This window comes from Paenisporosarcina sp. P4_E4_2 (assembly GCF_056401595.1).
In genome coordinates this window covers 1-14,658 of the sequence record NZ_JBFUJC010000041.1, presented here as the reverse complement: position 1 = coordinate 14,658, position 14,658 = coordinate 1, and the positions used below count along the sequence as shown (strand labels likewise).

The window sequence follows — 14,658 nt, the reverse complement described above, 5'->3', positions numbered from 1 at the left end:
ACCAATCATAACACCATCAACGCCAGTTTCCTCTAGCATACGCTTCGCATCTTGAGGTGTTTCAACATCACCATTACCGATAACCGGAATGTTGACGTTTTCTTTTACTTGGCGAATGATATCCCAGTCAGCATGACCTTCATACATTTGTACACGTGTACGTCCGTGAACAGCTACAGCTGAACCACCCGCACGTTCAACTGCTTGTGCGTTTTGAACTGCGTATAAATGATCTAGATCCCAGCCAGTACGCATTTTCACACTCACGGGTTTCTTCACGTTATCTACAACCGCCGCAACCATCTCGTAAATCTTTTCTGGTTCAAGCAATAGCTTAGCTCCCGCTTCACATCGAATGATTTTTGAAACCGGACAACCCATATTGATATCGATAATATCAGCCGTTGTGTTTTGATCCACATATTTGGCAGCTTCAACAAGTGTTTCTTTGTCACCGCCGAAAATTTGTAATGACAACGGATTTTCTCTGTCATCGATGTATAGCATGTTCATTGTTCTTTCGTTTTTGTGCACGATTCCTTTATCGCTGATCATCTCAGCATAAACAAGTCCTGCGCCAAATTCTTTAACGGTCAATCGGAATGCCGAGTTGCAAATACCTGCCATCGGCGCCAATACTACACGGTTATCCATGATGTGTTTACCGATTTGAAAAGGCTTTTCACTCATTCTAGTCATTGTTCATCCTCCTTTCTTATGAATTTGTCTCACCCATTAACTCTTCTACCTCTATATTCAGCACGGATGCCATTGTTTCTAGTTGTTGTTGTGTTGGTACTCGAGTTCCACGCTCGATTTGCCCTAAAATAGATGTCGACATTCCAATTTGTTTGGCAAAGTCGAGTTGCTTCATCGCTTTTAGTTTTCTAAACGCACGAATGCGTCTACCCCATCGATTGTTTTCCATACGTGAACGCCTTCTTTCTGTCCTTCTGCATACTTGCGAAAAGACACACCAGTTACTGGATGTATGCCTTCAGGCAATAATTCCATCAACGGAACGAGAACAAACCCTCGTTCATGCATTCGTGGATGAGGGACAGTCAGTTTCTCTGACACTATATTTTCATCATTATAGAGCAAAATGTCAAGGTCTATGCACCTTGGTCCCCAACGAAATTCACGAATTCTCCCTAGAGTCTGCTCGGTTTCCAGGCAAATAAAAAGGATTTCATCCGCAGTTAATGGACTCTTGATTTCAACGACGATATTTAAAAAAGATGCTTGCTCAGTATAACCGACTGGGTCCGTCTCATAAACCGACGACACTGCAGTGACTTCTAAATCGTTCTCCATTTGCAGCATTTTAACCGCATCTTGCAACATCTCGAAACGATTACCTAAATTCGACCCTAACGAAAGATAGGCGGTATTCATACATATGTACCTCGCGTAATTTCAACAGCTACCGAACGGTAATGCCCAGGAATCGGGGGATCAGGTTTAATCAACATCACTTTGCAACCTTTTACAATCCCTTCAAACTTCGTCAAAATTTCTTGTGAGATTCGCTCTGCCACCGTTTCCACAAGCTTCACAGGTTCACCCTCTACAATCTTTTGGCAAACAAAGAATGCCTCTGCATAGTTAACGGTTTTCTCAAGATTGTCCGTTTGACCAGCTTCCTGTAAGTCCACTGCCAATGATAAGGTTACACGGAATCGTTGACCGAGTTTTGTTTCTTCAGCAAACACACCGTGATAGCCCCAAAATTCCATATCGTTCACATGAATATAATCCATTTATTTCGCCCCTTAACGTTCTATATATGGTTGTTTACCAGTCAATACATCCATCATGCGTACTGTACGAACGATTTCTTTCACGTCATGTACACGCATCATATGACATCCATGCATGATACCGAAGGAAACGGTTGCTGCGGTTCCTTCCAAACGTTCCTCAACAGGCAAATTTAAAATGTTGCCAACCATGGACTTACGGGATGTACCAAGCAGCACGGGATATCCCATTTCCACTACTTCTTGTAAATGCTGCATCATCCATATGTTTTGTTCGGTCGTTTTCCCAAATCCAATGCCGGGATCCAACCAAATTTGTTCATCAGGAACGCCTGCATCTTTAGCTATTTGCACACTTTCCTCCAGATCCTTGCGTACATCCGGCCAGAAATTTGCGTATTCCGTGTTATCACGATTGTGCATCAATAAAATCGGCACGCCAAGTCTTGCCGCCACTTCAGCAATTGCAGGTTCACGTTTCGCTCCCCACACGTCATTGATAATATGAGCTCCAGCAAGGATGGCAGCTTCCGCCACTTTCGCTTTGTACGTATCGATCGAAATAGCCACATCCAGTTCACGCACCAACGCTTCGATTACAGGAATAACACGTGAAATTTCTTCTTCTTCACTTACGGCATCATGACCAGGGCGTGTTGATTCCCCACCGACATCAATTATTTTCGCTCCATCAGCCACCATTTTTTTCGCATGAATAACCGCTTCTTCTATAGCGTTAAAACGTCCACCATCCGAAAAAGAATCAGGTGTCACATTCAGTATTCCCATGACAATCGTTTCGTTATGAAAATCAAATACCATCCCATTCACTTCGAACAGTTTTGTGTAATGTATTAAATTCACTCAAATCGCTCCTTGTTTGCCCGTTCCACTTGTTTTGCATAAAGTTCATGTAACTGCGTATAGATTAACCCATCTTTTCCATCAAAAAATCTTGATCCAAGTTGGCGAATTGGTACCAATTCTTGTACCGCATTTGAAACAAATACTTCGCTGGCCGCTTCCAGCCTATCTGGAGTAAATAGCCCTTGTTCTACATGCAAGTTGAGTGCAGTTGCTTCTCGCAACACCCAGTCACGAGTAATTCCCGCTAATATGCCCGTCTCCAGTGAGGGAGTATACAGTACACCTTCTTGAACCCAGAAAATATTGGAGGTAATGCCTTCTGCAACATGTCCACCTTCCGTCAAAAAGAAACCTTCCTTCTCAGCTAGTGAAGGAAGTTCCAAGCGAGCACGGACGTTGTTGGCATAATGATGTGATTTGTGACGCATTCCACTTTCCGGTGTATTACGATGCGTTTCCAGCCATACCGCCGACTTTTCTTTTCCTCGCGTCATCGGCGGCAGTGCTTTTCTAAATAAAATTAACGTCGGTTTTTCATACTCGGCTGGCGCTAAACCGATATCATGCACACCAGCTGAAACATTCATGCGGAAATAGCCATCTTCTCCGCCGCTGCGCTCGTTCAACCCTTGAATAACAGATGTCAGCGTGCCTATATCTAATTTTATTATCATTCGAAATTCATCGAGCGCAAGTTGCAACCGCTTCAAATGCTCTTCAAGCAAAAAAGGCTCTCCATCATACGTACGGAATGTTTCAAAAAACCCTAAGCCGTAGAGGAAGCCATGGTCAAAAGGAGAAATGCGTAGCTCTTCCGCTTTTACAAATTCCCCATTCATCCAAGCCCACATTACGCTTCCTGCTTCTTTGCCGAATGGCAATACGTTTCAATGAAATTACGAAGCAATTGTTTACCCGCTTCCGTCATGATGGATTCGGGGTGATACTGGACACCTTCGACTGCATATTCACGATGACGAAGCCCCATTATTTCACCTTCTGCAGTCCAAGAAGTCACTTCGAGACAATCAGGAAGAGATTCTTTTTCAACAATCAAGGAATGATAGCGCGTCGCTGTAAATGGATTGGGCATCCCCGCATTTACACCTTTTCCATCGTGATGAACTGGAGAAGTTTTGCCATGCATTAAACGTTCTGCACGAATGACATTGCCTCCGAATGCTTGTCCAATGGATTGATGGCCAAGGCACACACCGAAAATCGGAATTTTACCGGCAAAATGCGTAATGACTTCTAAACTGACGCCTGCATCATTTGGTGTACATGGTCCTGGAGAGACAACAATCATTTGCGGATTTAACGATTCAATATCCGTCATGGTCAATTCGTTATTTCGTTTAACAAGTAGCTCTTCGCCGAGTTCACCGAAATACTGGAYCAAGTTATAAGTGAAAGAATCGTAGTTATCAATCATTAAAATCATTTATTGCCCACTCCTTCCGCCATTGCTTTTGCTTGCCAAAGCGCTTTTGCTTTGTTTAGCGATTCGATATATTCGTTTTCAGGACTAGAATCAATAACTATTCCAGCTCCTGCTTGTATATGCGCCAAGCCATCCTGTACAAATGCTGTACGGATGACGATATTGAATTCCAAATCTCCTGTATAACCAAGCCATCCGATCGATCCCGTATATAAACCACGTCGTACCGGTTCAAGTTCTTCGATGATTTCCATTGTGCGGATTTTTGGTGCTCCCGTGATGGTTCCTCCAGGGAACACCGCTCGGATCACTTCTGTATTTGACGTATTCTCAGCAAGTGTTCCTCGAACGTTCGAGACGATATGCATCACGTGCGAATACTTTTCAATGACCATAAACTCGTTTACTTCCACAGAACCGTACGCAGACACTCGTCCTAAATCATTGCGTTCTAAATCCACTAGCATCACGTGTTCTGCACGTTCTTTTTCGTTATCGATCAATTCCTTTGCAAGAAGCTCGTCTTCTTGTTCGTTCTTCCCGCGAGGACGCGTTCCAGCAATTGGACGTGTCGACAGCTCGTCTCCCTTTTTCTTCACCAGTAATTCCGGTGATCCTGACACAACCGCAAATTCAGGCGATTGGATGAACGCCATATAAGGTGAGGGATTAAAAGAACGCAATGCCTCGTAGTATGTCACCGGTGAAACAGACAACGCTTTCGACTGACGTACAGATAAGTTGACCTGGAATACATCCCCTTGTCCGATGTATGTTTGAATGCGACGCACAGCTTCTTCAAAAGCAAGCCCCGTCATCGACACATGCAGTTCAGTATGATCTTCCAGCACTTCGGTTGCTGCACCTGGTGAAAACATCCTAGAAGCGATGCCTTTTTTTGCAGCTTCCATCCACTTGTTACTTTCAACTTGCAAATCGACTGAAACGGTTGGCAAATGCATAACATGCACACGTTCTTTTTCAATATCCAATACCGCCCATTGGTCAAGTAAATAGAAGTACAGATCCGGAATGTGCAAGTCATCCTCTGTGTCGTTAGGCAACGCTTCGATTTGACGAGCATAATCGTACGTAATGAACCCTGCTGCACCACCTTGGAAATCTGGCAGCTCGTCAATATGTGCAAATTGATATTCAGCTACCAATTCCTCGACCAATTGCAACGCTTCACCTTGCCGCACTTCCACTTTTCCATCACGCCATTCAATGCGCAATCCGTCTTCCGTTGATTCAACGACTGCAAGCGGATTCCAGGAAGCAACGCTGTAGTGCCCTCCACGGCCGCTTTCCATCAAAATGTGGTAGGATTCATGTTGCGTTAATTCTTTATAGGCATAGTAAAATTCATCTTTATTTAAAGAAATCGTAGTTGTTTGTAGTTGAACATCACGCATGTTCGGTCTCCCCCTGAAAAACAATTATCGCTTTCATCTTATCGTGAAAGACCTATTGAAAGCCACAATAAAAGCGTAAAGTGCCACTTAAGCTCGACACCGGCGCTGAAAGAATGGTTTCCTTTGTGTCAGGATTCATGAAAGAATGGAAGTTTTTAATATAAGCTGATACTTTATTAGGCACAAAAAAGAGAGAACGTCTCCGCTCTCTCCTCTGCCATTATTATTGTTCATCAAATTGGTATAATGGTGTACTTAAATAACGTTCCCCGTTCGAAGGAAGAATTGCTAATACTTTTTTTCCTTTTCCGAGCTTGCGTGCTACTTCCAGTGCCGCATAAACAGCTGCCCCCGAAGAAACCCCACCCAGAATTCCTTCTTCACGTGCCACTTTACGCGCAGTTTCATAGGCATCTTCGTTTGAGACTTGAATGATAGAATCGTAAATTTCAGTGTTCAATACTTCAGGTACAAAACCGGCACCAATTCCTTGGATTTTATGAGGTCCTGGTTGACCACCCGATAAAACAGCTGAATCTTTTGGCTCAACCGCTACAATTTCAATGCCTGGGAAATTCTTTTTCAGCACTTCACCAGCACCTGTAATCGTTCCGCCAGTTCCAATACCAGAAACGAAAGCATCCAGTTGATCCATAGCTTCTACAATTTCCGGTCCTGTTGTTAAACGATGCACTTCCGGGTTTGCAAAGTTATTGAATTGTTGTGGCATAAACCAACCATTTTCTTCAGCCAGTTCAGTTGCTTTCGCAATAGCACCCTTCATTCCGTCCGGTCCTGGAGTCAGCACTAAATCTGCACCGTAAGCACGCAATAAATTGCGTCGTTCCAAACTCATGGTTTCAGGCATTACAAGGACGGACTTGTAGCCTTTTGCCGCCGCAATCATCGCTAGCCCGATTCCTGTGTTTCCGCTTGTCGGTTCGATAATGGTGTCACCTTGTTTTAATTTCCCATCACGCTCAGCCGCTTCTACCATTGAAAGAGCAATGCGATCTTTCACACTACTGCTTGGATTGAAGAATTCTAACTTCAAATAGACTTCTGCATCTTCAGGTCCTGTTAAACGATTTAATTTCACAATCGGGGTTTTCCCCACTAAATCAGCTACTGAATTTCCCACACGTGTCATTTCCTCACTCCTAATCCCTAGTAACTCAATTGGTTTTCGTTTCCTTAATTCTACCAATTCTTCTGACATTTCGCAAACAAAAAGCAGCCCCCTGAACGAATCAGAAAACTGCTTAAGTATATGTTATTCACCATAAAACCATTCGGTGTCAAATTCTTTCCAGAAAGCTTCAGGTGATACAGATTGTGGCAATTGTTCCAAAGCTAGCTCTCTCTTAATCTGATTTTTTACATCATCATATGAAAAAGCTCGCCCTTTTGCGATATCTTGCACATACACAATGCCGTACCTTCCATCGGATAGGGGAACAGGATCACTATATTGCTCTATTTCCAGTTTACTAGCTGCCGTTACAACTGAATAGTCCACATTCTCCTGACCCTCCGAAATAAAGCCAATATCTCCGCCAAGGCTGGCTGAAGATACGTCAACTGAACGTTCACGAGCTAACACGTCAAAGGACGAACCATTTTCAAGTTCTTTTAGCGTCTCCTGTGCATCCGATTCAGACTGCAAAACAATCAAGCTCGTCCGATACGTCGTTGGGATATTATACAGGGACTGATTTTCATCGTAAAAGGTTTGAATTTGTTCGTCTTCAATTACCACATCTTTTGTTAACACTTTATCTAAAATTAATTGCGCTCTCATTTGTTTGCGTTGCATATCGTCATTGAGCGAATGTACTTGTGAATTTGTACTATCCTGAGCAGAACGAATCAAGGCAATTTCCAAATCTACTTCTTTATCCGTTACTTCAATTTCGTATTTCTCCGCTGCCGCTTCCATCACTTTACCATTTACAAGTTCAAGAAGTGTTTCTTTTCCGTACTGTTCTTCCATTGCGACCATCCAGTCTTCACGGGTGATTTTCTCACCACCAACGGATGCAACTTCTTCACCGCCACCAGTTTTTTGATTCGGAATCATCCATGCGATGAACCACAATAAATTACCTAGCAGTAAAAGACCTAATACGATAAGTACTGGTTTTGTTTTCAATCTCCTCTGAGTAGGTCGACCATCCATCGGACGACGATCATTATTATGATTTAATTTCATCGATAAAAGATTCCAGTTCTTCTTTTGAATAGTGATACGTTTCCATACAGAAATGACATTGCGCTTCTGCACTTCCGTCTTCTTCAATCATTTCTCGAATTTCAGCTTCTCCCAAACCCAAAATGGCTGTGCCGAAACGCTCTTTTGAACAGTTACATTCAAATGAAACTGGCATTTGGTCAAGAATTTGGACATTTTCTTTACCTAGTATCTCTTGTAAAAGTTCTTCAGGAGACAACCCTTTTGCGATCAATTTCGAAACGGGCTCCATTGAACTCAATTTTTCTTCGATAATTGTAATGGTCTCATCTTCAATACCAGGCATCAACTGAATAATAAACCCTCCAGCAGCCAGAATGCTGTTATCCGGATTTACTAAAACGCCTAATCCAACAGAAGAAGGTACTTGTTCAGATGCTACAAAGTAATACGTGAAATCTTCACCTAATTCACCTGACACAATTGGAACTGAACCTGTGAAGAAATCACGAAGTCCAAGATCTTTCACAATCGTCAACATACCGTCAGTGCCAACCGCACGACGGACATCAAGTTTTCCATGTTCATTTAAATCAAAGTGAGTTTGCGGATTCGATGCGTATCCACGTACTTCCCCTTTTGAATTGCTATCTACAATAATGGCACCAATCGGGCCTTTACCTTCTACTTTTACCGTAAGTTTATCCTCACCTTTAAGCATGGCACCCATCATGACACCAGCCGTCATTGTACGGCCAAGAGCAGCAGATGCAGTCGGCCATGTTGCGTGGCGTTGTTGCGCCTCCCCTACCGTAACGGTTGTACGCACAGAAAATGCCCGCACTTTGCCATCAAATGCTAATGCTCTTACTAAATAATCACTCATTGTATGTCCTCTTTTCTTATTGGTTACGTTTATATATTAAGTGCAATCCTTTTAATGTTAAATACGGATCAATCGTGTCAATTACTGTTGATTCTGCCGCAATTAAATTCGCCAATCCACCCGTTGCGATAACTGTCGGTTCTTCCATACTTTGTGCTTTAATACGGTTTACGATACCTTCAACTTGACCGACATAGCCATAAACAATACCTGCTTGCATCGCCGAAATCGTATTTTTCCCGACTACATTATCAGGTTGCGTCAATTCAATGCGTGGCAATTTGGATGCTCTTGCGAATAGGGCTTCTGTGGAAATCCCGATGCCAGGTGCAATTGCACCTCCCATATATTCGCCTTTTTCATTTATATAACAATAGGTTGTAGCAGTTCCGAAATCCACAATAATCAGTGGTGGGCCGTACTCATCGATTGCCGCGACTGCGTTAACAATACGATCAGCTCCAACTTCACGAGGATTTTCGTATTTAATATTTAAGCCCGTTTTTACTCCGGGACCTACCACAAGCGGTTTAATGCCAAAGTATTTTTGACACATTCGCTCCAACGAAAACATAATGGGCGGTACAACGGAAGAAATAATGATTCCATGAATTTGGCTAAATTCGATACCTGCATGGTTAAATAACGCCTTCACTTGCATGCCGTATTCGTCTTCCGTTTTGTAACGATCGGTTTCCATGCGCCAATGGTGAATGAGCTGGTCTTTATCATATACACCCAAAACAATATTCGTATTTCCCGTATCTAAAACAAGTATCATTGTTGTACCTCACATATTCCATTAATAAGTTGCTTAAATTTGTGGAACTAAAGTGGTGCTTTCCGCTTTTCATGATCTAGCTACATGCGCCAGTTCGCACCTCCGCTTCAGAAACTTATTCGAAAATGAAATTTTCGATTCGTTTCTTCCACCGTCGGAGTCGAACTAAAGTTGCGCTTTCCGCTTTTCTGTAAGTCATCATACCATAACTCATCGTGCATAAAAAAGCTGATTGACTTCCGCGAAGGGAGGTCAATCAGCTCTAAGTGTTTTCTCTATTATTTACGATCTTCTTTTATGTCACCTGTAGGTTCAACCGTCGGTTCTTCCTTCGGTAAATCAGCAGTTGATGGATCGTTTGGTGCACCCGTAACATCTGGTGTCACTACGTCAACCTTTGTTTCTACATCATCTTTTTTGTCAGCAGCTTCATCTTTTGAAACTTCATGCGGACGAACCGGTAAAGTACCATGTTCTTTCAAGTGTAGAATTTGACCAGCATCAAGCGTTTCCACTTCAAGAAGTGTTTTCGCAATCAGCTCAAGCAAGTCGCGTTTTTCCGTCAAAATTTCTTTTGTGCGGGCGTACTGCTCTTTGATCATACTTTGCATTTCTTGGTCAATTTCGTATGCAATCGCATCTGAATAGTTTTGCTCAGAGTTGAAGTCACGACCTAAGAAGACGTTTCCGCCTTGTGCTTGACCAAACTGCATCGGTCCGAGTTTATCACTCATTCCGTATTCCGTTACCATACTTCTAGCAATGCTTGTTGCACGTTGGAAGTCATTGTGAGCTCCTGTCGACACTTCACCGAAGACAATATCTTCTGCTACACGTCCACCAAGTAGACCTGAAATCTTATCGAGTAACTCAGGCTTTGTCATGAAGTAACGATCTTCTTTTGGCAACATAACGGCATAGCCGCCTGCTTGCCCACGAGGAACGATGGTTACTTTATGAACAATTTCCGCGTCATCCAATGTCAATCCAATGACAACGTGCCCAGCTTCGTGGTAGGCCACAATATTACGTTCTTTTGTAGATATGACTTTACCCGTTTTCGCAGGACCTGCTATAACACGGTCGGTTGCTTCATCGATATCGGACATATCTATTTTTTTCTTATTACGACGAGCAGCAACTAAAGCCGCTTCGTTTAATAGATTTTCTAAATCTGCACCAGAAAACCCTGGTGTACGTTGTGCGATTGATTTTAAATCCACATGTTCATCTAAAGGTTTATTGCGGGCATGTACTTGAAGTACTGCTTCACGACCTTTAACATCCGGGCGACCAACCGTGATTTGACGGTCAAAACGTCCTGGACGAAGAAGAGCTGGATCTAGAATATCCGGGCGGTTCGTTGCAGCGATAATAATAATCCCTTCGTTTGCACCAAAACCATCCATTTCAACAAGTAACTGGTTCAAGGTTTGTTCGCGTTCATCGTGACCGCCACCAAGACCTGCTCCACGTTGACGACCTACTGCATCAATCTCATCAATGAAGATAATACATGGTGCATTTTTCTTTGCATTTTCGAAAAGGTCACGCACACGAGATGCCCCGACCCCAACAAACATTTCCACAAAGTCTGAACCACTGATTGAGAAGAAAGGTACGCCTGCTTCTCCTGCAACTGCACGAGCAAGCAACGTTTTACCAGTACCCGGAGGACCTACAAGAAGAATCCCTTTTGGAATACGCGCGCCGATAACATCAAATTTGCGAGGGTCTTTCAAGAATTCAACCACTTCAACAAGTTCTTGTTTCTCTTCGTCTGCACCTGCTACGTCATTGAAACGTACTTTTTTCTTTTCGTTGTCATATAATTTCGCTTTGCTTTTCCCAAAATTCATCACACGGTTTCCGCCACCCTGAGCTTGGTTCAACAGGAAGAAGAATAGGATGAAGATGATAATGAATGGTATTAAGCCAGTGAAGAATTGCACCCAACCACTTGTTTCAGGTGCTTTCAAGATTTTTACGTCTTCTGTTACTGCGGCATCAGAAATTTTCTTATGAAGAGATTCCATTTCAGGAGGAATATTGGTGACGAATTCTTCGTCTTCTTTATAATCCTTCATCTTGCCTCGTATTTCATAAACCCCTTGGTCCGGCTGCATGGAAAACTCTTTCACTTCTCCACTATCTAACGCTGTTATGAACTCGCCTAAATCGATTTCTTTGGTTGGTTCTTTCCCGCTGTTAAACGTACCAAAAATCCCGATAATCACGAGGAAAATTAATAAATAAAATATGGTGTATCGAAATATTCGATTCATCCCAAGCCTCCTCACAAAATATACAGAAAAACTATTGATAATCTTATCATACGCAGAAAAAAGGGTACAACGATATGCCTTGCTTTTTACATGCCATAATTAAATTCGTGACAGATTTTCGTCCGCTCTTTTAAAATGAGTAAACTTCTTTCTTTAAAACACCAATGTAAGGCAAGTTACGATATTTCTCCATGTAGTCCAATCCGTATCCTACTACAAACGCATCCGGCACTATAAAACCAACGTAATCTGCTTGTAAATCCACTTTACGGCCTGTAGGTTTGTCTAGTAATGTAACCACTTTAATCGATTTAGCTTTACGATATTTGAAAAGATCCACTAAATAGCTAAGAGTCAAACCGCTGTCGATAATATCTTCTAGAATCAATACATCACGGCCTTCAACACTTGTGTTCAAGTCCTTGACGATTTTCACTTCACCTGAGGAAACAGTTGCATTTCCATAACTGGAAACGTCCATGAAATCAATTTCCATGTATATATCCATACGTTTCATTAGGTCCGCCATAAAAGGCATTGCACCTTTTAGCACACCGACTGCAAGTGGAAACTTGTCGCTGTAATCAGCTGTTAATACTTCGCCTAGTTCACGAATTTTTGTTTGTAACTGCTCTTCAGAAATTAACACTTCTTGAATATCTTTTTCTAACATTTTGGGTTCCTCCTCAAGCTTAGTTGCTCTCTTTTTCAATCATAATCTTATGTGTCCAACCATCATGTGGTTGTGTGGTAAAACGTGTACCTAATCGTACCCCTGGTACACCAATAATTTCTTCTTGCTGCGTTATGAGTAATCGAATGTCATCACGGATTTGACGAGGCACCTTCTCGTCTATCAATAGACGTGACAATCGTTTGGGCTCCTTCATTCCTTTTAATAACAATCGATCTCCCGTCAACCTTCCTCTCGAACGAATTGGCAGCTCACTTGGCTCAAGTGTTATATACCATCCGTCCTCAAAACAAAATCCATCATCCCTGTTACATAACTTTATCCGCAAATCCGATCCGACAGAATGCCATTGACCAATGTCAATGGTTGTTGCGGAAGTGGGGGCGGAAGAGTTTGCACCATCAAAAGAAAAAAGCATCGTCGAGTAGTGGCGGTATCCTTTTCTTCCTTTTGGAAGGTGAACCTCACTTGAACCGTCACGTTCGAGACACTGGCTATGGATTTGATCAATAAGTGAATGACTTAACCATAATTTTTCATTAGGGTATAGATAGTTTAATAGTAGTAGAACGACCCTTTTTTGTAAAGCCAGCTCGATGTCTCGGAATCGATTTAAGTCAATCTCCAATGAATGGTGGGAAGAAAAAATGATTATTCCCTCATATTCTTTCACTGCAAACTTTTGCAGTAACTGTTCATCCTGTTGCTGTTGCAGTGTCCAATGTGAGATAGCCATAGCCACATTTGGGTTTTCTTCTTGAACCAGCGGCATAATATGATGGCGGAACCGATTACGCGTGTATGTATCCTTTTGGTTGCTTGAATCCTCACGATATGTATACTGCTGTATGTTCAAATACTGTTCGATTTGCTGTCGAGTAACGAATAACAGTGGTCGAATCAACTCACCAGTCCCGAAACTTCTTTTGGCGTACATCCCATTTGCTCGAGTACCCCTCGTCAACCCCATGAATACAGATTCCACTTGATCGTCAGCATGATGTGCTACTGCGAGTTTGTTATATTTTTTTTCTTTCATTGTTTGTTCAAAAAAGTGATAACGTTCACGACGGCATACATCTTGCAAGTTCCCATTTTCACTTTGCAAAATCTCTTGTATATCCAAGGTTTTGGTATAGAAAGGGATAATTAATTTTTGGCATAACGTTTCTACAAAACGTTCATCTGCGTCGGACTCTTCATCTCTCAGACCATGGTTTGCATGTATACAGCCAATGTCAATTCCCAAATTTTCTTTTTGCTGATGTAAAAAAGTGAGGAGCGCAACTGAATCTGCGCCCCCGGAACATGCGACAAGAAGTCGATCCCCTCCGCTTATCAATTGATGTTTCTGATTATACGTCAATATCTCATACCGAAAATCCAACTTCTTGTCACCTCCTTGCTTTTATTCTATTTTATCATTCTTTCCCGGGAAATATTTCGATAAGACGGTGAAAATAATGACCATTCTGGAACAGAGTGCTTCACTTTCACAACAATTAATGTTCGATCATCTTCTGCGGCGGGATATTTGCGACTGAATTCGGCAGCTAATAAATCAGCAAGTGAACCAGTAGGTGTTGATTCATATTTTCTCATCAATCGAATCAGTTCATTTTCTTGTTCTTCCAAAGAGTATTCTGGGGAGAACATGCCGTCTGACAGCATGACTAGAATATCTCCATCTTTTACAATACGTTCTTCCGCATCAACGGACATGGTTGGTAGGAACCCAATCGGTACACTTTGACTATCGATTTTCACACAGTCTTTCCCTCTCAGCAAATACGTAGACATGCTACCTGCTTTAAATGACCAAAGTTTTCCTTGTTGTAAATCAAGTAACGCTAAGTCAACCGTAGCATATAAGTCAGAATGGTGCTTAAGAGACATGACATAATGTAGTGTATGCATCGCTGTTTCAGGGTTCATTTGATGTTGCAAGCATTCACGCAACAAACGAATGACTTTTCTACTTTCGTGGTAAGCTTCCATGTCCTGCCCCATCCCATCCGATAATACGAATGCAACTAGCCCGCTATGCAAAGGAATGACACTATGAGCATCACCTGAGTAAACCGTATTCTGGAAAGACCTTGTAAACACCCCATAATCATATGTGAATCTAACTGCGGATTGGAATGTAATTTGAATATGAGCAAATGGATCTTGTATTTCAGTTGTACGACTAATTTCAAAAGGTTCATCATATAATTCATGAAGAATAGGAATGATCAATCGTTCTCCGACCATTTGATTCGTTTCCCATTCCGCTTGTTTCACCGGTAAACAACATACAATTTTCCTTGCTCCCGGTTCTTCAGACAGC

At 42.2% G+C, this 14,658-nt stretch carries 16 protein-coding genes; all 16 read right to left on the bottom strand.

What is annotated here, in order from left to right:
* Positions 1–699, bottom strand: a 699-nt coding sequence (dusB, locus tag AC1DSB_RS05440; RefSeq protein WP_477586024.1) for a tRNA dihydrouridine synthase DusB, incomplete at its 3' end; no start/stop codon positions are given.
* 16 nt (positions 700–715) lie between these two features.
* On the bottom strand, positions 716–928 hold the full coding sequence (locus tag AC1DSB_RS05435) for a helix-turn-helix domain-containing protein (protein ID WP_016429927.1): 213 nt from the start codon (positions 926–928) through the stop codon (positions 716–718).
* Positions 880–1,398, bottom strand: coding sequence for a 2-amino-4-hydroxy-6-hydroxymethyldihydropteridine diphosphokinase (folK, locus tag AC1DSB_RS05430; protein ID WP_016429928.1), 519 nt, complete (start codon positions 1,396–1,398; stop codon positions 880–882). Before folK ends, AC1DSB_RS05435 begins: the two co-directional genes overlap by 49 nt.
* The gene (folB, locus tag AC1DSB_RS05425) at positions 1,395–1,763 is read right to left on the bottom strand and encodes a dihydroneopterin aldolase (protein WP_016429929.1); all 369 of its coding nucleotides are present in this window, start codon (positions 1,761–1,763) and stop codon (positions 1,395–1,397) included. The genes folK and folB overlap by 4 nt, the downstream gene beginning before the upstream one ends.
* 12 nt (positions 1,764–1,775) lie before the next feature.
* Positions 1,776–2,627: a dihydropteroate synthase gene (gene folP / locus AC1DSB_RS05420; protein ID WP_016429930.1), complete on the bottom strand. Its 852-nt coding sequence runs from the start codon at positions 2,625–2,627 to the stop codon at positions 1,776–1,778.
* Positions 2,624–3,481, bottom strand: a complete 858-nt coding sequence (gene pabC / locus AC1DSB_RS05415; RefSeq protein ID WP_477531804.1) for an aminodeoxychorismate lyase — start codon at positions 3,479–3,481, stop codon at positions 2,624–2,626. Before pabC ends, folP begins: the two co-directional genes overlap by 4 nt.
* A complete protein-coding gene (gene pabA / locus AC1DSB_RS05410) occupies positions 3,481–4,074 on the bottom strand; it encodes an aminodeoxychorismate/anthranilate synthase component II (protein WP_477586022.1) in 594 nt (197 codons plus the stop codon). Before pabA ends, pabC begins: the two co-directional genes overlap by 1 nt.
* On the bottom strand, positions 4,071–5,489 hold the full coding sequence (locus tag AC1DSB_RS05405) for an anthranilate synthase component I family protein (RefSeq protein WP_477531806.1): 1,419 nt from the start codon (positions 5,487–5,489) through the stop codon (positions 4,071–4,073). Before AC1DSB_RS05405 ends, pabA begins: the two co-directional genes overlap by 4 nt.
* Positions 5,490–5,712: 223 nt before the next feature.
* A complete protein-coding gene (cysK, locus tag AC1DSB_RS05400; RefSeq protein ID WP_477531807.1) occupies positions 5,713–6,639 on the bottom strand; it encodes a cysteine synthase A in 927 nt (308 codons plus the stop codon).
* Positions 6,640–6,762: 123 nt separating this feature from the next.
* Positions 6,763–7,701 (bottom strand): peptidyl-prolyl cis-trans isomerase, encoded by a 939-nt coding sequence (locus AC1DSB_RS05395; RefSeq protein WP_477531808.1) that lies wholly within the window; start codon positions 7,699–7,701, stop codon positions 6,763–6,765.
* The gene (gene hslO / locus AC1DSB_RS05390) at positions 7,685–8,566 is read right to left on the bottom strand and encodes an Hsp33 family molecular chaperone HslO (RefSeq protein WP_477531809.1); all 882 of its coding nucleotides are present in this window, start codon (positions 8,564–8,566) and stop codon (positions 7,685–7,687) included. The genes AC1DSB_RS05395 and hslO overlap by 17 nt, the downstream gene beginning before the upstream one ends.
* 16 nt (positions 8,567–8,582) lie before the next feature.
* Positions 8,583–9,347, bottom strand: a complete 765-nt coding sequence (locus tag AC1DSB_RS05385; RefSeq protein WP_477531810.1) for a type III pantothenate kinase — start codon at positions 9,345–9,347, stop codon at positions 8,583–8,585.
* Positions 9,348–9,625: 278 nt separating this feature from the next.
* Entirely contained in the window at positions 9,626–11,632 is a 2,007-nt protein-coding gene (gene ftsH / locus AC1DSB_RS05380; protein WP_016429938.1) for an ATP-dependent zinc metalloprotease FtsH, read from the bottom strand.
* 130 nt (positions 11,633–11,762) lie between these two features.
* A complete protein-coding gene (gene hpt, locus AC1DSB_RS05375; protein WP_477531811.1) occupies positions 11,763–12,305 on the bottom strand; it encodes a hypoxanthine phosphoribosyltransferase in 543 nt (180 codons plus the stop codon).
* A 19-nt stretch (positions 12,306–12,324) separates the two neighbouring features.
* Entirely contained in the window at positions 12,325–13,713 is a 1,389-nt protein-coding gene (tilS, locus tag AC1DSB_RS05370) for a tRNA lysidine(34) synthetase TilS (RefSeq protein ID WP_477531812.1), read from the bottom strand.
* A 26-nt stretch (positions 13,714–13,739) separates the two neighbouring features.
* On the bottom strand, positions 13,740–14,658 hold a 919-nt coding region (locus tag AC1DSB_RS05365; RefSeq protein ID WP_477586020.1), incomplete at its 5' end, for a SpoIIE family protein phosphatase.

Excerpts from the sequence above, each read along its gene's own strand:
- AC1DSB_RS05435 (WP_016429927.1), bottom strand. The coding sequence starts at position 928 with ATGGAAAACAATCGATGGGGTAGACGCATTCGTGCGTTTAGAAAACTA.
- folK (WP_016429928.1), bottom strand. The coding sequence starts at position 1,398 with ATGAATACCGCCTATCTTTCGTTAGGGTCGAATTTAGGTAATCGTTTC.
- folB (WP_016429929.1), bottom strand. The coding sequence starts at position 1,763 with ATGGATTATATTCATGTGAACGATATGGAATTTTGGGGCTATCACGGT.
- pabC (WP_477531804.1), bottom strand. The coding sequence starts at position 3,481 with ATGTGGGCTTGGATGAATGGGGAATTTGTAAAAGCGGAAGAGCTACGC.
- AC1DSB_RS05405 (WP_477531806.1), bottom strand. The coding sequence starts at position 5,489 with ATGCGTGATGTTCAACTACAAACAACTACGATTTCTTTAAATAAAGAT.
- cysK (WP_477531807.1), bottom strand. The coding sequence starts at position 6,639 with ATGACACGTGTGGGAAATTCAGTAGCTGATTTAGTGGGGAAAACCCCG.
- AC1DSB_RS05395 (WP_477531808.1), bottom strand. The coding sequence starts at position 7,701 with ATGAAATTAAATCATAATAATGATCGTCGTCCGATGGATGGTCGACCT.
- hslO (WP_477531809.1), bottom strand. The coding sequence starts at position 8,566 with ATGAGTGATTATTTAGTAAGAGCATTAGCATTTGATGGCAAAGTGCGG.
- AC1DSB_RS05385 (WP_477531810.1), bottom strand. The coding sequence starts at position 9,347 with ATGATACTTGTTTTAGATACGGGAAATACGAATATTGTTTTGGGTGTA.
- ftsH (WP_016429938.1), bottom strand. The coding sequence starts at position 11,632 with ATGAATCGAATATTTCGATACACCATATTTTATTTATTAATTTTCCTC.
- hpt (WP_477531811.1), bottom strand. The coding sequence starts at position 12,305 with ATGTTAGAAAAAGATATTCAAGAAGTGTTAATTTCTGAAGAGCAGTTA.